This is a genomic window from Candidatus Eremiobacteraceae bacterium (assembly GCA_035710745.1).
Classification (GTDB): Bacteria; Vulcanimicrobiota; Vulcanimicrobiia; order Eremiobacterales; family Eremiobacteraceae; genus JANWLL01.
This window is the reverse complement of sequence record DASTCX010000026.1, coordinates 1-18,586: the sequence shown is the minus strand read 5'-3', so window position 1 is coordinate 18,586 and position 18,586 is coordinate 1. Positions and strand designations below refer to the sequence as shown.

At 65.1% G+C, this 18,586-nt stretch carries 22 protein-coding genes and 1 tRNA gene; 17 read left to right on the top strand and 6 right to left on the bottom strand.

Annotated elements, in window-relative coordinates:
• The first annotated feature begins 75 nt into the window (after window positions 1-75).
• The 7 genes from VFO25_10975 (at window position 76) to VFO25_10945 (ending at window position 5,685) form a co-directional block, all read left to right on the top strand.
• A complete protein-coding gene (locus VFO25_10975) occupies window positions 76-1,146 on the top strand; it encodes a ribose-phosphate pyrophosphokinase (protein HET9343424.1) in 1,071 nt (356 codons plus the stop codon).
• 20 nt (window positions 1,147-1,166) lie between these two features.
• Complete coding sequence (locus VFO25_10970; protein HET9343423.1) at window positions 1,167-1,823, top strand: 50S ribosomal protein L25; 657 nt, start codon at window positions 1,167-1,169, stop codon at window positions 1,821-1,823.
• A 41-nt stretch (window positions 1,824-1,864) separates the two neighbouring features.
• Window positions 1,865-2,443 carry an aminoacyl-tRNA hydrolase gene (gene pth, locus VFO25_10965; protein ID HET9343422.1) on the top strand — a complete coding sequence of 193 codons (579 nt, stop codon included), beginning with the start codon at window positions 1,865-1,867 and terminating at the stop codon, window positions 2,441-2,443.
• Between the two features lie 163 nt (window positions 2,444-2,606).
• A complete protein-coding gene (locus tag VFO25_10960; GenBank protein ID HET9343421.1) occupies window positions 2,607-2,831 on the top strand; it encodes a DUF2905 domain-containing protein in 225 nt (74 codons plus the stop codon).
• A gap of 117 nt (window positions 2,832-2,948) precedes the next feature.
• Window positions 2,949-3,677, top strand: a complete 729-nt coding sequence (locus VFO25_10955) for a hypothetical protein (protein HET9343420.1) — start codon at window positions 2,949-2,951, stop codon at window positions 3,675-3,677.
• Window positions 3,678-3,812: 135 nt separating this feature from the next.
• Window positions 3,813-4,817 carry an ABC transporter ATP-binding protein gene (locus tag VFO25_10950; protein HET9343419.1) on the top strand — a complete coding sequence of 335 codons (1,005 nt, stop codon included), beginning with the start codon at window positions 3,813-3,815 and terminating at the stop codon, window positions 4,815-4,817.
• Complete coding sequence (locus VFO25_10945; protein ID HET9343418.1) at window positions 4,810-5,685, top strand: ABC transporter permease; 876 nt, start codon at window positions 4,810-4,812, stop codon at window positions 5,683-5,685. Before VFO25_10950 ends, VFO25_10945 begins: the two co-directional genes overlap by 8 nt.
• A 123-nt stretch (window positions 5,686-5,808) precedes the next feature.
• Here VFO25_10945 and pyrE read toward each other — a convergent pair whose 3' ends face one another.
• From pyrE to VFO25_10925, 4 genes are read right to left on the bottom strand one after another with little or no spacing between them, the layout of a single operon-like run.
• The gene (gene pyrE / locus VFO25_10940; protein ID HET9343417.1) at window positions 5,809-6,378 is read right to left on the bottom strand and encodes an orotate phosphoribosyltransferase; all 570 of its coding nucleotides are present in this window, start codon (window positions 6,376-6,378) and stop codon (window positions 5,809-5,811) included.
• Window positions 6,375-7,082, bottom strand: coding sequence for an orotidine-5'-phosphate decarboxylase (pyrF, locus tag VFO25_10935; GenBank protein HET9343416.1), 708 nt, complete (start codon window positions 7,080-7,082; stop codon window positions 6,375-6,377). Before pyrF ends, pyrE begins: the two co-directional genes overlap by 4 nt.
• Window positions 7,079-8,047: a dihydroorotate dehydrogenase gene (locus VFO25_10930; protein HET9343415.1), complete on the bottom strand. Its 969-nt coding sequence runs from the start codon at window positions 8,045-8,047 to the stop codon at window positions 7,079-7,081. Before VFO25_10930 ends, pyrF begins: the two co-directional genes overlap by 4 nt.
• The gene (locus VFO25_10925; GenBank protein ID HET9343414.1) at window positions 8,035-8,856 is read right to left on the bottom strand and encodes a dihydroorotate dehydrogenase electron transfer subunit; all 822 of its coding nucleotides are present in this window, start codon (window positions 8,854-8,856) and stop codon (window positions 8,035-8,037) included. Before VFO25_10925 ends, VFO25_10930 begins: the two co-directional genes overlap by 13 nt.
• Before the next feature lie 227 nt (window positions 8,857-9,083).
• Between VFO25_10925 and VFO25_10920 the strand changes: the two genes are divergently transcribed.
• On the top strand, window positions 9,084-9,215 hold the full coding sequence (locus VFO25_10920; GenBank protein ID HET9343413.1) for a hypothetical protein: 132 nt from the start codon (window positions 9,084-9,086) through the stop codon (window positions 9,213-9,215).
• Window positions 9,216-9,330: 115 nt separating this feature from the next.
• On the opposite strand, the gene VFO25_10915 is transcribed toward VFO25_10920, so the two are convergent.
• Window positions 9,331-10,050, bottom strand: a complete 720-nt coding sequence (locus VFO25_10915) for an SIMPL domain-containing protein (GenBank protein ID HET9343412.1) — start codon at window positions 10,048-10,050, stop codon at window positions 9,331-9,333.
• 117 nt (window positions 10,051-10,167) lie between these two features.
• Window positions 10,168-10,707 (bottom strand): RNA 2',3'-cyclic phosphodiesterase, encoded by a 540-nt coding sequence (gene thpR, locus VFO25_10910; GenBank protein HET9343411.1) that lies wholly within the window; start codon window positions 10,705-10,707, stop codon window positions 10,168-10,170.
• Between the two features lie 108 nt (window positions 10,708-10,815).
• Here thpR and VFO25_10905 point away from each other — a divergent pair, with 108 nt between their 5' ends.
• From VFO25_10905 to VFO25_10865, 9 genes are all read left to right on the top strand, one after another.
• Window positions 10,816-11,511 carry a response regulator transcription factor gene (locus VFO25_10905; GenBank protein HET9343410.1) on the top strand — a complete coding sequence of 232 codons (696 nt, stop codon included), beginning with the start codon at window positions 10,816-10,818 and terminating at the stop codon, window positions 11,509-11,511.
• The gene (locus VFO25_10900; GenBank protein HET9343409.1) at window positions 11,459-12,973 is read left to right on the top strand and encodes a HAMP domain-containing sensor histidine kinase; all 1,515 of its coding nucleotides are present in this window, start codon (window positions 11,459-11,461) and stop codon (window positions 12,971-12,973) included. Before VFO25_10905 ends, VFO25_10900 begins: the two co-directional genes overlap by 53 nt.
• Window positions 12,974-13,076: 103 nt before the next feature.
• Window positions 13,077-13,967, top strand: coding sequence for a DUF4097 family beta strand repeat-containing protein (locus VFO25_10895; GenBank protein ID HET9343408.1), 891 nt, complete (start codon window positions 13,077-13,079; stop codon window positions 13,965-13,967).
• Window positions 13,968-14,079: 112 nt separating this feature from the next.
• Window positions 14,080-14,919 (top strand): alpha/beta fold hydrolase, encoded by an 840-nt coding sequence (locus VFO25_10890; protein ID HET9343407.1) that lies wholly within the window; start codon window positions 14,080-14,082, stop codon window positions 14,917-14,919.
• On the top strand, window positions 14,916-16,235 hold the full coding sequence (locus VFO25_10885) for a PDZ domain-containing protein (protein ID HET9343406.1): 1,320 nt from the start codon (window positions 14,916-14,918) through the stop codon (window positions 16,233-16,235). The genes VFO25_10890 and VFO25_10885 overlap by 4 nt, the downstream gene beginning before the upstream one ends.
• A 28-nt stretch (window positions 16,236-16,263) precedes the next feature.
• Window positions 16,264-16,998, top strand: coding sequence for an alpha/beta fold hydrolase (locus VFO25_10880; GenBank protein ID HET9343405.1), 735 nt, complete (start codon window positions 16,264-16,266; stop codon window positions 16,996-16,998).
• Between the two features lie 79 nt (window positions 16,999-17,077).
• Window positions 17,078-17,749, top strand: coding sequence for a hypothetical protein (locus VFO25_10875; GenBank protein HET9343404.1), 672 nt, complete (start codon window positions 17,078-17,080; stop codon window positions 17,747-17,749).
• 65 nt (window positions 17,750-17,814) lie between these two features.
• Window positions 17,815-18,171, top strand: coding sequence for a hypothetical protein (locus VFO25_10870; protein ID HET9343403.1), 357 nt, complete (start codon window positions 17,815-17,817; stop codon window positions 18,169-18,171).
• Between the two features lie 84 nt (window positions 18,172-18,255).
• Window positions 18,256-18,331: transfer RNA gene (locus VFO25_10865), tRNA-Ala, on the top strand.
• The last annotated feature ends 255 nt before the right edge of the window (window positions 18,332-18,586 follow it).

The window sequence follows — 18,586 nt, the reverse complement described above, 5'->3', positions numbered from 1 at the left end:
CCCACAGGACAGGCGTGCGCCGCATGCAGAAAGACAAGGTCCGCTAAGACGGGTCCAAAGGGGGAGACCGAGGTTATGGCTACGGCAAAACCGGTCCTCTTCTCCGGCAACTCCAATCGCGCGCTCGCCGTGGAGATTGCCCAGAAGCTGGGCAGTAAAGACGTCGGCAAAGCGCTCGTGACGACGTTCGCCAACGACGAGTGCCGGATCGAGATCCACGAGAACGTCCGCGGCGCGGACGCATTCGTCATCCAATCGATCTGCAAATCGGAGAACGGCGCCCGCGGCGTCAACGATTCCCTCATGGAGATGCTCCTGATGATCGACGCGCTGCGACGCGCGTCGGCGTATCGCATCACGGCCGTCATCCCGTACTACGGCTATGCGAAGCAGGACAAGAAGACAAAAGGCCGCGAGCCGATCTCTGCAAAGCTGCTCGCGAACCTGCTCGTCGCCGCGGGTGCAGATCGGATCGTCACCGTCGACCTCCACGCCGCTCAGATCCAAGGCTTTTTCGACGAGCCGGTCGACAACCTCACCGCGAGCTACATCCTGCGCAACTATATCATCAACACGAAAAAGCTGCGTGGGCCCGGGATCGTCGTCGTCTCACCGGATGCCGGCGGCTTCGCGCGCGCGGAAGCGTTCGCGAAAAAGCTCGATGCATCGGTCGCCGTCGTCTTCAAGCGCAGACCGAGGCCTGACGTCAACGAAGTGAGCGAAGTCGTCGGCGACCTCGCCGGCAAGACCGCCATCATCGTCGACGACATGATCTCGACCGGCGGCACGCTCGTGAAAGCGGCAGAGGCGGTCCTCGAGCGCGGCGCCACGTCGGTCATCACATGCGCGACGCACGGTATCTTCGCGGACAACGCCGCGAAGAAGCTCGTCGAATCGAAGATCTCCGAGGTCGTCGTCACCAACACGATACCGGTCCCCGAGTCGATCCGCGACACCAAGATCAAGGTTTTGTCGGTCGCGTCGCTGCTGGCGGACGCGATCCGTCGCATCGGCCAGAACCGATCGATATCCGAACTCTATGAGGAGCAGGACAAGGAGCAGCCGTCGAGTGACCGGCTCGGCTCGACGCTTTTTGACGCGGGGTCCGTCGAGCCTATGCCCGAGCCCGCGACCGCTTCTAACTGACCGCACGATAAGGAATAGGAATGGAAACCGTCAACCTCAGCGCCAAACCGCGGACGCAAAGCGGCACCCGAGCCGCGAGTCGCCTTCGCGGCGAGCATAAGATCCCGGCCGTCGTCTACGGACGCGAGTTCGGCGATGCGCTCCCCATCACGATCGACGCCCGCGAGTTCCGCAGCGCGATGTCCGGCAAGAGCGTTCACTCGATCATCAACCTGACGATCGAGGGTCGCGGCACGACACCGGTGCTTCTCCACGAACGCCAGGACGACGTCATCTCGAAGCGTCCGATCCACCTCGACCTCCATGCGGTCAACTTGAACGAAGAAGTCGACGCGCTCGTCAAGGTCATCGCGGTCGGCACCGCCGCGGGTGTGAAGAACGGCGGCATCCTCGACCTCGTCGCTCGCGAAGTCGACGTCCGCGCACTGCCCGCGAACGTGCCGGATCACCTCGAGATCGACGTGCGCGAGCTCGAGATCGGTCAAGCGCTCCACGTCCGCGATCTCGTCGCGCCGGAAGGCGTCACGATCACCGCGGATGCCAACGACATCGTCGTGTCGGTGTTGCCGCCTGCGAAGGTCGAAGAGCCTGTGGTCGCCGAGGCGGTGCCTGGCGCCGCACCTGCGGAGCCCGAGCTCATCGGCGCGAAGAAACCCGACGAAGAACCGGCGGAATAGCGGCGACGTTCTTCTCGCTCTTCCGACGACCGAAAGAACGCGTGCATCACCTCGTGGTGGGCCTCGGCAATCCCGGGGCCCAATACGTTCGTACTCGTCACAACGTCGGCTTCCGGGTCGTCGAGGAGTTCGGCCGCCGTCACGGTGTCACATCGTGGCGCTCGAAGTTCCATGCTCGCGTCGCGCACGCGCAGTCCTTCGACGCGCTGCTCGTGTTGCCGCAGACATACATGAACGACTCGGGCGAGGCGGTCGGCGGCGCCGCCGGGTTCTATAAGGTGTTGCCGAAGAACGCGCTCATCGTTTGCGACGACATCGCATTGCCGTTCGGCGTGCTGCGAATGCGACGCGACGGAAGTTCCGGCGGGCACAACGGTTTGCGGTCGATCGAGCACGCTCTCTCGACACCGGAATATCCGCGCCTGCGGGTCGGCGTCGGACGTTCGAGTCCGGACGCGATCGGCGTCGTGCTCGGCGCCTTCACGACCGCGGAAGAGAAGGCGCTGGTCGAAGTGATCGATCGCGCCGTCGCCGGCGTCGAGACGTTCTTGCACGGCGGAATCGAAGCGGCGATCGCGCTCGTCAACGCGAACGGCGGCGCCCCTCCGTCGCAAGAATAAAATGTACGGCCGTTCCGTTTAGGAAGGGAGCGGTCGACCTTTATGGTCGACCGCCGCGGCCTTGCATTCGAGCGTTTTAGTGTAGTAGGCCGAGCGAAGCTCGACTTTTCGATTGCCTTATGGGCAACCATGAACCTCGACGACGTGACCCGAATATCCGCATATGTCGCAAAGTGACGTGTTGGGCAGGCTGCTAGTGGGCGCAGGCATCACGCTCGTCGTCGTCGGCTTACTCGTCATGTGGGGCCGCACTTTGCGGCTCGGCTCGCTGCCCGGCGACTTCACGTGGTCCGGCAAAGGTTGGCAGATCTCGATACCGATCGCCACGTGCATCCTCATTTCAGTGATCTTGACGATCGTCCTCAACCTGATCGCGCGCCGACGATAGGAGGGACGCGGCGGTCGACCATAAAGGTCGACCGCTCCACTTTCTTAGCGCTTTAACCGAAAACTTGGGTAGTATCCAGTAACGCCCTGGACCCGATGTGCGTCTAATATTATGGCAATGGATTTCTTGAGCGCGCCCGATCCCGAATCGCTGCCGACCGCGAAGGCGTTCATCGGCCGCACCGTCGTGCTCCGGCTCGATCCGCAATCGGCCGAAGCGTCGACGCTGATATCGGACCTCATCTTCATGCGTCGCCTCGGCGTCCGCCCGCTCGTCGTCCACGATGCCGACGATCGCGAGACCGGCGCAAAGATCATCGGCATGATCAATCGGATCGGCGGCGACGCGGTCGGTCTCGACGGCACCTCAGCCGGCACGCTCATCGCGGCGAACGACGGTGACGGCAATGCGGTCGTCCGGACCGTCAACGCGCAGCTCATGTCGCTGCTGCTCGAGCAAGGCTATATCCCGGTGTTCGCAGCGCAAGGCGCGGCACTCTCGGGGTTACCGATACGGATCGACGGCGACGACGCCGCGCGAATGCTCGCTTCGGCCACCCATGCCGTTCGGCTGCTGTTGCCGGCGCAACGCGGCGGTGTTCCCTCGATCGAAGATGACGGCATCATTCAAGAACTCACTTCCTCGGAAGCTCTCGACCTCGCGGCTGCAGGATCGCTCTCGGCCGAGCTCGTCCATCATCTGCGAACGGCGGCGCTTGGCGTCCGCGCGGGCGTCGACGCTGCTCAGCTGCTCGACCTCACGGCGCATCATGCGTCGATCGTCGAACTGCTCACTGCCCAGCATGTGGGAACGCAGGTCGTCTCGAATATCGTGTTGTCCCGCTAAAGATAGCCGATATCAAGAGAAGGCCACCCGCCTGGCGAACCTTCATAATTGACGCCGGGCGGCCCCGGGCATCGGTCCCGATAGTCCCTAGATGCGGTAATCCGTGTACGATACACTAAGCCCGAGGACCCTGATTTGATCGTCGTCGACCAACTACGTAAATCGTTCCCGATCTCGTACGGCCTTATCCCCAACATCAAGTACCGGGGTAGGATCCCGCGCCGCGAGATCTTGCACGGCATTTCTTTCACCGTGAAGCGCGGAGAGCTCTTCGGGCTCCTCGGCCCGAACGGCGCCGGCAAAACAACGCTCCTCAAACTTCTCTGCACGCTGACGACGCCAGATGCGGGCACGATCACCGTCGACGGCATCGATGCGGTGAAGCACCCGATCGCCGTCAAACGCCGCATCGGATTGTGCAGCAGCGAAGAGCGCAGCTTCTACTTCCGTTTGACAGCGCGCGAAAATCTCGAGTTCTTCGGATCGCTCGCCGGGTTGAGCGGCGATATTCTCCGCAAACGCATCGAGCACGTCGCCGAGGTCGTCGATCTCACCGACGCGATGGGCACGAAGTTCTCCGGTTTTTCGTCGGGCATGCGGCAACGCCTCACGATGGCGCGCGCGATGCTCTCCGACGCACCCATCCTCTATCTCGACGAACCGACACGCGCGGTCGACCCCGTGCACGCGGAGCAGATCAGAACGCTCATCCGCGAAGAGCTCGTCAATCGTCGGGGCAAGACGGTCATCCTCGCGACGAATCTCCTCGACGAGGCGTGGGCGCTGTGCGACCGCCTCGCGATCATGCGGCGCGGCACGATCGCTGCGCTCGGGCCGCCGAAGGAACTCGACGCGAGCTACGCGCGCCTTCTCAAGTACCAGATCACGGTCGACAAGACGGACGAGGCGCTCCTTCAGCGTGTGCGCGAGGTCCCAGGCGTGACGACCGTCGTCACGGTCGACGTCCCCAACGGTGTCACCGTCGAGGTCGAGATCGAACCGACGAACGAAAGATCCGTCACCGAACTCATGCGCGCTGTGAGCGACAACGGCATCACCGTTCGGTCCTTCACCTTCGACGAGCCGAGGCCGATGGAAGTCTTCACCGACATAACCCAAGCGGGTGACGGCGATGAGTAGCATCGCACCTGCGATTCCCGCACCGGGTCAGAACACGTTGCTCGCGACGCTTGCGAAGGCGGGCGCGATCTACAAGCGCGATCGGCGGATCGCCACGTCGTACGACATGGCGTTCATCATCCAATGGCTGCAGATCGTCGTGCAGGTATTCGTATTCTATTTCATCGCGAAACTGATACCCCCCGGCAAGAACTCGCATTTCCCCGGTTTTTCGTACTGGCTCATCAGTCTCGGCTTCTCCCGGTTTCAGCTGACCGCGCTTCAGGCGTTCCAAACCGCCATCCGCGGCGATCAGATGCTCGGTACGCTCGAGTGCGTGCTCGTGACGCCGACGAGCCTCGCGACCGTCGTCATGTCGCCGGGTCTTTGGGGCTTCACGCTCACCGCGCTTCAGGTCATACTCTATATCGTCATGGGCATGTTCCTCGGCGTCGACTTCTCGCACGTGAACTTCCTGACGCTCATAGTATTCGTGCTGCTGACGATCGCATGCATGTCGCCGCTCGGTGTCATGGCCGCGTCGACGATCATGACATTCAAGCAGAACGCGCCGACGCAATTCGTGGCCGGCAGCGCCGCGCAGCTGCTCGGCGGAATGCTCATCCCGGTGGCGCTCCTGCCAAAGCCGCTGCAGCTGCTCTCGTGGTGCCTGCCGATCACCCACTCGCTCAATGGCATCAGAGCGGCGATCGGCTTACTGCCGGGTCACCAAAAAATGACTGCGGGCGCAGCGCTGACCGATCCCGCCGTCGCCTCGGATGCGATCTGGCTGCTCGTTGCGACGGCCATCCTCTTGCCGCTGTCGCTCTTCATCTTCCGAACAGCGGTCAACCGCGCACGCCGCGACGGCACGCTCGGACACTATTAGAGACGATCCGAACTAGAAAGACCGCGGCGGTCGACCGTGAAGGTCGACCGCTCCATTTTAGCTCGGTTGGAATGGCCGCGGCGGTCGAGATGAATCTCGACCGCTCCCTTTTTATGGGGTCGCCTAGATAGAGCGGCGGCTGCCCGGGTCTTCGAGCGGCACGCCGGCGCGGCACTGCGGGCAGTCCTCGGGCGCGTAGTCGGCGAGCGGCAGATCGAGCAATGCGCTCACCGGTAACGGAAGATCGACGATGCCGCGTTTCACCACAGCCCCGATCGCGACGACTTCACCACCGGCTTCACGAACGACGTCGATGACTTCGCCGACGGATTTCCCGGTCGTCATGACGTCCTCGACGACTGCGACACGCTCGCCGGGAGCGACGGTGAACCCGCGGCGCAGCCTCGGCACGCCGTCGACCTTTTCGACGAACATGTTCCGCACTCCGAGCGCCTTCGCGACGACGAAGCCGGGAATGATCCCACCGACGGCTGCCGTGACGACGACGTCCGGTTTCGCCGGGCGCAGCAGATCGGCCAGCGCCGCGCCGACCGCTTCGGCTGTCGCCGGATCTTCGAAGATCCGGAACTTCTGGATGAAGCGGTCGCTGTGGAGGCCGGACGACAAGACGAAGTGCCCAGCGAGCATGGCGCCGCGCCGTTCGAGCATCGCGCGCAACTCCGCCGGTGTCATGCGAGCGTTCCCTCGATCTCGCGCGTGATCGCATAGGCTGCTTCGCCCGGATCAGCGGCTTGGGCGATCGGCCGGCCGACGACGATAAAGTCGGCTCCCGCTCTCGCTGCGTCGCTCGGCGTCGCGACGCGGCGCTGATCGCCTTCGGACGCACCGGCAGGTCTGATACCCGGGCAAAGCACGACGAAATCTTTGTCCGTCGCCTCGCGCACGACGCGCGCCTCGGCGACCGCACAGACGGCCCCATCGACCCCGCATGACGCCGCGAGGCGTGCGCGCATCGGTACGAGCGTCTCGGGATCGTGGTCGACACCGACCTCGCGCAAGTCCGCCGCCCGCATGCTCGTCAGCACCGTCACGGCGAGCAGACGCAGTCGCGATCTCTCAGAGACCTCATCTCGTGCCCCGGCGGCGGCCTCGAGCATCGCGCGGCCTCCGGCGGCGTGCAACGTCAAGAGCGATGCGCCGGTCTTCGCCGCGGCGCGCACGCCCGCTGCGACCGTCGTCGGGATGTCGTGAAGCTTCAGATCGAGGAACAGCGACTTTCCTTCGTCGCGCAGCTGCGCGATGATCCGCTCGCCGTAGCCGTAGTACGCCTGGTAGCCGACCTTGTACCATTGCACGCGCGAGCGCGTCTTGGCGACGAGAGTCGACGCGCGTTCCCAATCCGGTTCGTCGAGCGCGATGACGAGCTCGGGCTTCACGCACGCACTCCGGCGAAATCGGGGTTCGCCATCCCGGTGAGCGAGCGGACGCGAGTGAACGAGCGCTTCCGAAGTTCCGCAGCGATCGATTCACCGACATGCAGCGGTGCGAGCGGATCGCGGAAGTTCGCCGTTCCGATCGAGATCGCGGTCGCGCCGGCCATGAGATACTCGAGCGCGTCGCGCCCGTTCTCGATGCCGCCCATGCCGATGATCGGGATCTTCACCGCGGTCGCCGCCTGCCACACGTGGTAGACACCGATGGGTCGTATCGCGGGGCCGGTCAGGCCACCAGAGCTGTTCGCCAGCCACGGGCGCGCCCGATCGACGTCGACCGACATGCCGCGCAGCGAGTTGATGAGGGAGAGCGCATCCGCGCCTGCCGCCTCGGCGGCCCGCGCGACCGGCTTGATGTCCGACACGTTCGGCGTCAGCTTCGCGATGATCGGCACCTTCGTCACACGCGCTTTCACCGCTTCGACGACCGCGGCGGTCGATGACGGATCCTCCGCGAAGCAAGCGCCCTCGGCATCGACGTTCGGGCACGAGACGTCGAGTTCGATCGCGACGATGCCGGGTATGCCGTCCATCCGCGAAGCGACTTCGGCGAACTCACCGACGGAAAAACCCGCGACGCTCGCGATGACCGCCGTCGGCACCGACTGGAGTTTCGGCGCTTCGTGTTCGAGGAAATACGCGATGCCGGGCCCCTGCAAGCCGATCGCGTTGAGCAAACCGCCCGGCGTCGACAGCAGGCGCGGCATCTCGTTGCCGAGCCGGGGCTCGCGAGTCACGCTTTTCAGCGTCACGGCGCCGTACGCGCCGACGTCCATGATCCGACCGAACTCGGCGCCACGGTTGTAGCACCCGCTCGCCGCGATGATCGGGTTGCGAAGCCGCAGCGCGCCGAGCTCGACCGAAAGGTCGAGGTCGCTTTCTAGGGCGGCGCCGATCATCGGTTCCATAAGATCTCGCGACTCCAGAAGACGGTGCCGTCGACGCAGACGCGCGCGAAGTCATACTCGCGCTTCTCGTTCGTCGCCCGCGGGTAGCCGACGGCTTGCGGGCTGCCACGACGGATCGGCACGACGCACCCCCAGCACGTGCCCATCGAGCATCCGAACGTCTCTTCCATAGATATCTGACACGGGATGCCGGCGGCGTTCGCGTGTTCGCCCAAGGCGCGCAGCAACGGCGGCGGCCCGCAGCCGTAGAAGATGTCGGGCGGCGCCAACTCGCGCGCGAGGTCGAGCGCGGTCGCTCGGGTTCCCGCCGATCCGTCATCGGTACAGATCTTGACTTCGGCGCCGAGCGCGCGCAGCTCGTCGACGCCGACGAGCATATGCTTCGAACGCGCGCCGAGCACCACCGTCGTCCGTACTTTTGCGGCGAGCAGCTCGCGGACGAGCAGCCAGAACGGCACGACGCCGATCCCGCCGGCGACGATCACGGCGCGCTTGCCGGTATCCGGGAGCGAGAATTCGTTGCCGAGCGGCCCGATGATCGATAGGGGCTCGTGGTCGGCGATGCACGCGAGGCGCGTCGTCCGCTCGCCCCATTCGCGGAAGAGGAGCGTGAACGTGTCGTCGCGCGCCGTCCAGATGCCGAGCGGAAGGCGGACGGAGAACGTGCCTGGCAGGTCGATGGCCACGTAGTGCGCGGGGCGGGCGCGGCGGGCAATTTCCGGGCTGCGAAACCCAAGACACCAAAAACCGGGAGCGACGCGCTCCCGGCTTATGAGTTCCGCGGCTTCTAACAGCGGCGTCGACACCATCGGACGCGGATTTCGCGCAAACGTAAGGGCGACCTTTGGCCTATTCGATCTCTTCCGAACCTCTTCCAATCTTCTTCCGACCTAGTGTAATGACGGCGAATTGCATGTGCCTGTCATCATAAAAACTCGGTGAGAGCCTCAAGACGGGACGACAAAAGTAACAATCTCGCCGCAACGGCCGTAATACAGATAGAAGGCCATGGGGGGCCAACGCCATGCAAGGGATTATGATCTTCAAGTCGATCGGGGAAGCGCTGTCAAGCGGCTTCCAGTACTTCGACCGGACCAAAGACGGTTATTTGGTGCGGAAGATGACTCCGCGTGGCTGGGCGCTCGCGATCGCTCGTTGCGACGAGTGACACCGACTAGCATCTCAAAGCTTTCAACGTAACCTCCTCCTCCTCGACAAGCGCAGACCGCCGGCTCAGGCCGGCGGTCATCGTTTTCTTAGCGTGTCCTGCGCAGCGACTGGTGCTACCTGATCCGGTAGACGACCTGGACAGACGCGTCGACCGTGCCGGTGCCGCCGCTGATCGTCGCCGGTTGCGCCGAGAAGTTCATCGCTCGCACCATCGGCTCGATCGGCCCGGGGCCTGATCCAACGCTGATCGTTTGGATGCCGGCGATGCTCACGCCCGCCGCCTTCGCGAGTATCTCCGCCTGTGCGCGCGCGTCGGCGACGGCGCGCGAGAGCGCCTCGCGATAGAGCGCCGTCCGTTCGCTTGTATCGAACGAGATGCCGTACGTCTCGTTCGCGCCCGCTGAGACGCCGGCGTCGAGCACCGGACCGGCCTTCGCGATCGACGACTTGACATCGATCGTCTCGGTCGCGACGTAGGAGCCTTGCGCGACCGGTCGCCTGGGCGCGACGCTTGTCGACGCTCCCATCGGCACCGGCTGTTCCGAGTTATCCGGCGGCTGGTACGAGATCGAGTAGTCGGACGTCGTGATGGCCGCGTCTGTTATGCCAAGTTTGTGCATGGCGCTCACGACGGACCCGGCTCTCACGTTGACCATGTTCGCGGCCGCCGCCGCGCTCGCCGATTGCGCGCGAACGCCGAGCGAGATGCTGGCGATATCGGGTGCGTACGACACCGACCCGCTTCCGCTGACGCTGATCGTCGGCGGTTGAGCGGGGTCGGCTCCGGCGGCGACCGGCGCGCCGAGCAACAGCGCTAACGCGGCTGCTGTCATGGCTAGGTTATTCGTCATCTGTCGGCACTCCAGAGCCGAGCTTCGCTCGGCCGGTCGAGCTAAAAGTTCGACCGCTACAATTCCGCATTTTCGCGGTCTTCGATTCCATAACGTTCGTCAGCGCAGCGGCATTTCGCCGAGCACCGCATAGCGGGTCGACGAGCCCTGGGGCGCCGATTCGTACAGCGTGAGTGAGTCGACATGGATCGTTCGAGGGTTCAGGCTTCCGACGGCCGGGAGCGGACCGCTACGCTTGAGCCGGCAAACCGTCACGTGCGGGACCGCGTCGAACTCGAAGTCGAAGCCGATGGCGGATAACTGTGCGCGCACCGCCTCGGCACATGCGGCGAAACCCGTCTGCGGCGACGACGATCCGACCCATACGACCTTAGGCCGGCGCGCGTCCGGAAACGCGCCGACGACGTCGAGTGTCAGGTCGAAGGCGTCGCACGACTTGGCGGCCGTAGCGATCGCCTCGCTAATGGCGGCGCGCCGCGACGCGTCCACAGGCCCGAGGAACGCGAGCGTCGCATGCCATTTCTCGCGCGAAGTGAAACGCTCGTCGAGGCCGGCGGCCTTCAGGCGCGCGATCGCATCGTCGATGAGATCGCGCATCGGTTCGTCGAGATCGACTGCCACGAAGAGACGTCCGCTCACGCGGCGAGGGTTCGGAGGGTTTAGGGGCCGCTCCCGGTCGGCGCTCTCACGGGGTGTTAATGCCCGCCGCCAGGCTCCCCGATACTCTAAAGGAAGGAGGCGATCGGCATGGACTTAGGGCCTTCCCCCGCCGCTGCTCCGAAACAGAAGATCCTCGTCGTCGAAGACGATCAGAAGATAGCGCGCGTCTTGCAGCTCGAGCTCGAACACGAAGGCTTCGAAGTCGAATGGTGCGCCGACGGCGCCACCGCGATCGAGCGCGCGCTCAAAGGACCTGACCTCATCATCCTCGATCTGCTCCTGCCGCGCATCGACGGCCTCGAGGTGTGCAGACGCGTCCGAAAGCACTCATCCGTTCCTATCATCATGCTGACCGCGAAAGACGCCGTGCCGGACCGGATCACCGGTCTCGATACCGGCGCCAACGACTATCTGACCAAACCGTTCTCGATCGAGGAGCTGCTCGCGCGGATCCGCGTTCAACTGCGAAGCCACGAGCCGGCCCCGCGACTCCTGACCGCAAAGGATCTCGTCCTCAACCGAGATACGCACGAGGTCGTCCGCGCCGGCAAACCGATCGAGCTCACGGCGAAGGAGTTCTCGCTGCTCGAGTTCCTGCTCATGTACCCGAACAAAGTCCATACGCGCGACGAGATCTTCAACAGCGTCTGGGGTTCGGATTTCCTCGGCGAATCGAACCTCATCGACGTCTATATCCGCTACTTGCGCAACAAAGTCGATGTCGACACAGATGACAAGCTCATCCACACGGTCCGTGGCGTCGGGTACGCGCTCCGCGTCTGACGGCGGCGCGCCGTTCCCGTTCTTCTCCTCGCTGCGCGGCCGGATGACGGCGTGGTACGGCGGCGTGCTCGCGCTTTTCATCCTCGTCTTCGCGAGCGCGGTCTATATCGAGGCGGGGCGCATCGTGTGGGGCGCGCTCGCCGATCGCATCGAGGGTGTCGGGCAAGAGATCGACTCGTTCACCCACGCCGAGGCGAACGATCCGTTCGGTCCCGTTTCCGCGGTCTCGGCGCTCGCCGATCAGACGACGCTCGATACGTTCGTCGGACCCGGCATCTACGCAGAAGTCTACAACGGCGCCGATTTCCGCGTCGGCAAGACGACGAACCTCGGCGATGCCGATCTGTCGATCCAGACGTACGATCGATGGTTCCCGCCGCGCGGCCTCACCGGAGATTGGGGGACCGCGAGCGCGAACGGTGTCGGACCGGTGCTCGTGCGGATCAGCACGATCCAATCGAGTCCCCGCGCTCCGATCCTGACGCTCATCGTCGGGGCCTCGCTCGCGGGCGTCTACGCCGAGCAGCAGAACCTTTCGATCTTCCTCCTCATCACGGTCGCCCTGGCGTTGGCCGCGGTCGTCGGCGTCTCGTTCTGGCTGGCGCGCGGGGCGGTCAGTCCGATCAACGCGATCGCGCGCGCGGCGCGCGAGATCGGCAGCGAGGATCTGGCAAAGCGCTTGAACTGGCAAGGGCGGCGCGACGAATTGGGCCAGCTCGCCGCGCAGTTCGACGAGATGCTCGAACGTCTCGAGGGGGCATTCGCTCGCGAGCGCAGGCTCATCGCGGACGCGTCGCACGAGCTGAAGACGCCGCTGACGGTCATCAGCGCGAACGCGCAGATGCTCGAGCGCTGGGGCGATGGCGATGAGAAGATCCGCCGGGAAGCGTTCGAGACCATCCGCGCCGAGAGCGCGAACATGGCGCGCGTCCTCAATGCGATGCTGACGCTTGCGAAGACGGACGACCCAAGCGCCCTCGCGATGGAGCCGACCGATCTCGCGGCAGTCGTCAAGGATGCGGCTTCGGGGTTGCGTCCGTCGGCCGAACAGAAGGGACTATCGCTCACGATCGACGCGACTGCTCCCGCCGTCGTCATGGGCGAGCCCGGGCTCCTTCGCCAACTCGTCGCTAACCTAACCGAGAATGCGATCAAGTTCACTTCGTCGGGCGGCGTGCGCGTCGGTGTCGCACGCCTCAACGGTACCGGCCGGATCGTCGTCGGCGATACTGGCCCGGGGATCCCGGCGGACGCCTTGCCGCACGTCTTCGAGCGCTTCTATCGCGCTGATCGTGCGCGCTCGCGCGCGGTCGAAGGCACGGGTCTCGGCCTCGCGGTCGTCCGCAACATCGTGCGCGTGCACGGCGGTGCCGTGTCCGTCGCGAGCGAACCTGAGAAGGGGACGACCTTCACCGTCGACATCCCGCTGCTGCGAAGCGGTGACGCGGATGTCGCTCGATGAACGGCGCCGGCGCGCCGGCGGGTTCTCATGCACGCCTCATATCCGGCTCACTGCCGGCTCATGCGCTCGAGCCGCTAACGCAGTACGCTTAGGTCCTCGCACCATGCCTATCGCTCGCCTCGCCCGCCCGCTGCTCAGCGCGGCCCTGCTCTCCCTCACCGCTTTAGCGGCCTATCGACCCGCGCTCGCCGATCAAATCGTCCAGACGCCCGATGCTCCGGTCGTCGTCATCCATTCGACCGCTGGACTCGTCACCGTGACGCGCGGTGATGACGGCGCGGTCCGCGTCGTCGGCGGGGACAACCCGACGGCGACGACGTTTCATATCACGTCGACCAACCAGGGCATGATGATCCCGCGCGGCATGGGTCTTCCGCCGCGGCGCTTCACGCTTCCCGGCGTGCGTGAGGGAACGACGGGCGTTCGCATCGAGAACTCCGGCGGCGACGTGACGGTATACGTGCCGCAGCGCGACGCGGCGGTGCTGGTCAAGCTCGACAGCGGCGATGCAGCGCTCTCGCAGTTCCGCGGGCCCTATGTCGTCGTGACGAATGGCGGATCCGTCGACCTTCGCGAGCTCGCCGGGTTCGGCCATGTCCGGACGTCGTCTGGTCGCGTGACGATGACGCACGTCGCCGGCAACCTTCGCGTCGAGACGACGACCGGCAGCGTCATGGGCACGGCGATGCTCGCGGAACGCGCCGAGGTGAAGACCGAGGGCGGCGACATCGATTGGGGTTTCGGAGGCCTGGCCGGCGGCCCGTATCGCTTCACGAGCGGTACCGGCAACGTGCACGTCACCCTTGATGGACGTCAAGCGGCGACGATCGACGCGCAAAGCACGCGAGGTTCGGTGATAAACCGCTTCGCTCGGACCGCGAGCGTCCGCTTCCGGTCGCAACACGCGATGTCGATGAGCCTTGCGGGCGGCGGCCCTGAAATCACGGCCGCGAGCGAGAGCGGCGTCGTCGACGTCGGTCCGCGCCAGCCGTAGCTCCCGTATCTCAACCGTACTACAGAGTAAGGCCGCGGCGGTCGAGATAAATCTCGACCGCTCCCACTCGTGCGTACGGGAGTCCCTCGGCCCGTCAAGAATCCAGCCATTCATGCAGGCGTTCAGCCCTTCCGCGGGATCGGTCGACGTCACCGGCGCGCGCGCGCGCTATCTCGAAGCCGGTGCCGGTTCGCCGCTGCTGTTGCTCCATGGCCTCGGTCAGTCGTCGACCGCCTGGCGGCGCGTCATGCCCGCCTTTGCGTCACACCATCGGACGATCGCTCTCGACCTTCCGGGTTTCGGCGAGAGTCCGGCGCCCGACGCGCAACCGTACGGCGGCCCGGAGTATTTCTCGAAAGTCGTCGAAGCGACGACTTCGGCGCTCGGTCTCGGCTCGCTCGATGCGATCGGCCACTCCGCCGGCGGGCTCGCGCTCATGCTCGATGCGCTCCGCTCGCCGCGACGATATCGCCGCGTCGTGCTCGTCGACCCGGTCGGATTCACGCCGATGCCGAATAATCTGCTCGGCACGGCGGCGGCATCGCTCATGCGCCTGTTCGTCGGCATCCCGCGCACGAAAGCGATGACGCGCGCGCTGTACTCGACGGCGTTCTTCGACGCGTCGCGCGTCGACGATGAGACCGTCGATGAGCTCGCGCGGCGGCATGCCGATCCGCGTGCAAAGCGCATCGCCCGCCACACGTTCACGAAATTCTTCGACTATTGCCGGCGGCTCGAGCCGTTCCACGAACGGCTCGCCTCGCTCGACGTTCCGATACTCGCGATCTGGGGTCATGAGGATCGCTTGTTTCCGGCAAGCGACGCCGCTTCACTCGCGCGCGTACTGCCGCGCGCCCGCCTCGAGATCTTCGAGCAATGCGGGCATTGCCCGCAGATCGAGCAACCCGAACGTTTTGTCAGCATCGTCGAGGAGTTCTTGTCGGCTTCGTGATCGCGCGCGCTTTCGCCGTGGCTTTGATCATCGCAATCGCGAGCTGCACGCTTGCGGTCGCGGCGCGCTTGCCACAACCCGTTCCGACGGCGTCGTCTGCTCCGGCGCCCGCACCGACCGAAACCCCGACGCCCACTCCGACGCTGACGCCGCTTCCGCCGCCGCCGGCTCCTCCGCCCGATGCGCAGGCGATCTCGCCGACGACAGCGCCGATCGGTGTCGTCACTCCACGCCCAGAACCGACGCTCGCGCCGTCGTTCTGGCAAGGCGACGCGGCCTCGTCGACGATCCCGCTTGCGATGCACGGCGGGCGACCATACGTCCCCGTCGTGCTCGACGGTGTTCGTCGCGACTTCCTATTGAGCAGTCTTCGTCAGACGACGATCGATGATTCCATTCCGGTCAATCGCGGCGGCGACGTGCCTTCGATCCGAACGCTGCAAGTCGGGGCCGTCCGCTTCGTCGGATTGAAAGTCGCGACCGCGAGAATCGGGCCATTCGCGCAAGCGTATCTCGGGTCCAACGCGACTGGGATACTCGGCGCCGATCTGTTCGCGCACTACCCGGTGACGATCGACTACGCGAACGTGAGCATGACGATCTACCGCGACGAGGCGGCCGCCGCTGCGGCGCGCCCAGCGGGGGCGGCGGCGATCCCGCTGGCTCTCGTCGATGGCATGCCTACGGTAGCGTGCGGAATCGACGGCAAGAACGAGCCGCCGTGTTTCGTCGACGTCTGCTCGGACGAAGACATCGCGGTGTGGGGAGGCGCCGGTTCCGATTTCAGCAGGCGGTCGATCGGCATCCGCGATGCCGAACCGGATCACGAGGTCAACGGAACGGTAGAACGTGCAGGGGCGATGTCGATGGGAGCATTGACGATCGCCGGGCCGCTCGTCGATAGGATGAGCTCGAGCGAAGAGCCGCTGCTATCATCGACGGTCCACGCGGTGATCGGCAGCGGCCTTCTCTCGCGGTTCGTGGTGACGATCGACGAGCTCGGCGGCACGCTTACCCTCGCACAGAGCGGCGCGGCGGCGACGAACGCGGCGCCGTCGCCGTTCGACGGCAGCGGGTTGTGGCTCATCTGGCGCGACGGTCAAGTGGTCGTGCGCAGCATCGTGCCGCTATCGCCGGCGGATCGCGTCGGACTTCGTCCGGGCGACGTCATCCTCTCGATCGATGGCAAACCGCCGCTCGACCTCGACTCCGCGGTGCGGTCGTTCGATCGGCCGACGGGGACGAAGGTCGCGCTCGCGTATCAACGGCGCAAAGCGACGAAGGACATCGTGCTCACATTGAGGTCGCTCATCTGACAGCTCACGCATGGTGAGACTACGCGACATGTCGCATGTCCGTATCGACCGCGTCGAATTCCCGAGCGCGGGTGGGACCGTGCGCGGTCTCTACTATAGTATGGAAGGCGTGCGGACGTGCGTCGTCCTGTGCCATGGTTACTCGTCGTCCAAACACAACGTCGACCCACTCGCTTTCCACCTCGCCGCCGACGGCTACGCTTCGCTCGCATTCGATTTTCTCGGGCATAGGCTCGGCGCGAGCAGCGGGCCGCTGCGCGAAGGCGCCGACCTCGTCGCGAATGCCCTCGATGCGTGCGCCGTCGCGCGCCGCATGGAGGGTATCGAGCACCTCGTCATCGGCGGCCACAGCATGGGTGCCGCCACGTCGATCGGCGTCGCGGTCGCGAATGCGGATATCGAGGGCGTCATCGCGATGGCGACGTCGACCGGCCGCAGCCGCCAGCTGACGGACGACACGATGCTCTCCGGTCTGCGAAATCGGACCGCGTATGTCGATGGAGCCGACCCCGACTCGATCACAGCGGCGATGGACCGCTACACCGATCGAGTCGGAGACGTCGCGCCGCGGCCGATCCTGCTGATCGCCGCACTGCGCGACGCGCTCGTGCCGCCGAGCGCGGTCAGACGCCTGTTCGACGATGCGCGCGAGCCGAAAACGTTCGAGATCGTCGACGCGAACCACACGGACTGCGCCGAGCGGTCGCGCTTCGTCGTCTCGCGCTGGCTGCGCGCGCGAGGCTTTCCGTCGGCGCAGCAATAACCACCGGCAGTGTAGCGGTCGAGCTTTAGCTCGACCGGATGTAGTAGGCCGAGCGAAGCTCGGCACGCGAGGAGATCCGATGACCCGTATCCTCGGTTCGATCGTGCTCGTCGCCTTCGTCGCAATCGTCGCGGCCAACCGGCTCTATGCAGCGCCGGCAGCGGCGCACGCGTTGGTAGCGCTCGCGCCGTCACCGACGGTTTCGGTGACGACGCTTCCGGCGTTGCCGACGATGGCGCCGAACGGACCGGCGACAACGCCCCCCGTGCAGCCGAACTCGCCGTCGAACGCCGGTGGTGGTTCGGTCATGGCGCCGCCCGGATCGGTCATTCAAGTCGTCGGTGACGTCGCCGACCCGCGCGTCGTCACGCTCAAGGACTTGCAGAGGATGCGCCGATCGTCGCTGACGCTGCGCGTGCTCGACTCGGACGGCAAGTGGCGCGTGCACACGTACACCGGCGTGCTCTTGCGCGACCTCATCTCCTCGGTATCCCCGGTCGGGCCCGGCGGGGCGACTGGATCGACCAGCGCATACGCGCTCATCGAAGGCGTCAATGGCGACGCCGCGCTCGTCTCGTTTCCCGAATTCGAGGTGGCGTTCAACAACAAGCAGATCTTGCTCGCATACGCGGTCGATGGGGCGCCACCGCCCGGACCAGAGATCTGCCAGCTCGTCGTCCCCGAAGATCAGACGCAAGCGCGCTTCATCAACGGCGTCACGACGATACGAATAGGGAGTCCGGCGCCCTAAGCGTTGCGTGCGTGACGTCGGTCACAATCGCGCTCGCGTACGTTTAGGTTGCCGATATCTGAGACATGCGGAACTTCAGTCTTTTGAGCCTCTTGCTCGCCACCGCGATCATCGCGTGGATGGCGAAAGGCTACTTCGCGCCCGCCGTGTCGCACGATCCGAACGATAAAGGTACCGTCGACTACTGGGTCGCGCACACGCAAGATCGCACGACGATGCTCGCGTGGTGCCAGCAGCATCCGCAGTCGCAAGACACCGGCGAGTGCCAGCTCGCGACGCAGGCGCAGGTAGAAGTCGACACCAACAGCGCGCCGACGGCGGCACCCGCCGCGAATCATGCAGGCGATCAGAACGGCGGCGCGGCCTCAGACGAACTTCAGGCGCAGCAAGACTCGAACGCGATGGACCCGGGCGGGCAATAACCCGACCCTTACGGCAGTGGGCACGAAAAAGGACGGGGTATTGCCCCGTCTTTTCTTGTATGATAGGATATCCGCCGGACCCGTGGGGATGTAGCTCAGCTGGTAGAGCACTTGCTTCGCATGTAAGGGGTCAGGGGTTCGAGTCCCCTCATCTCCACCACGCCAGAAACGCCCCTTTTCCATTAGGGAAAGTGGCGTTCTCATTTCGAGCCCGCAAGAACCCTCTTGACCCCCAGTTGACCGTTGTGAAGGCGATCGAAGAGGCGGTCGAAGAGCTGACCTGAGGCGGTGATTTCGGACAGGCGGAAACTGTGAGTTCTCGGGCGTAAGGCCCGCCAAGGAGACTCACGTGAAGAAGAGCCGCTTCACCGAATCGCAGATCGTCTCGATCCTCAAAGAACTCGACGCTGGCGCG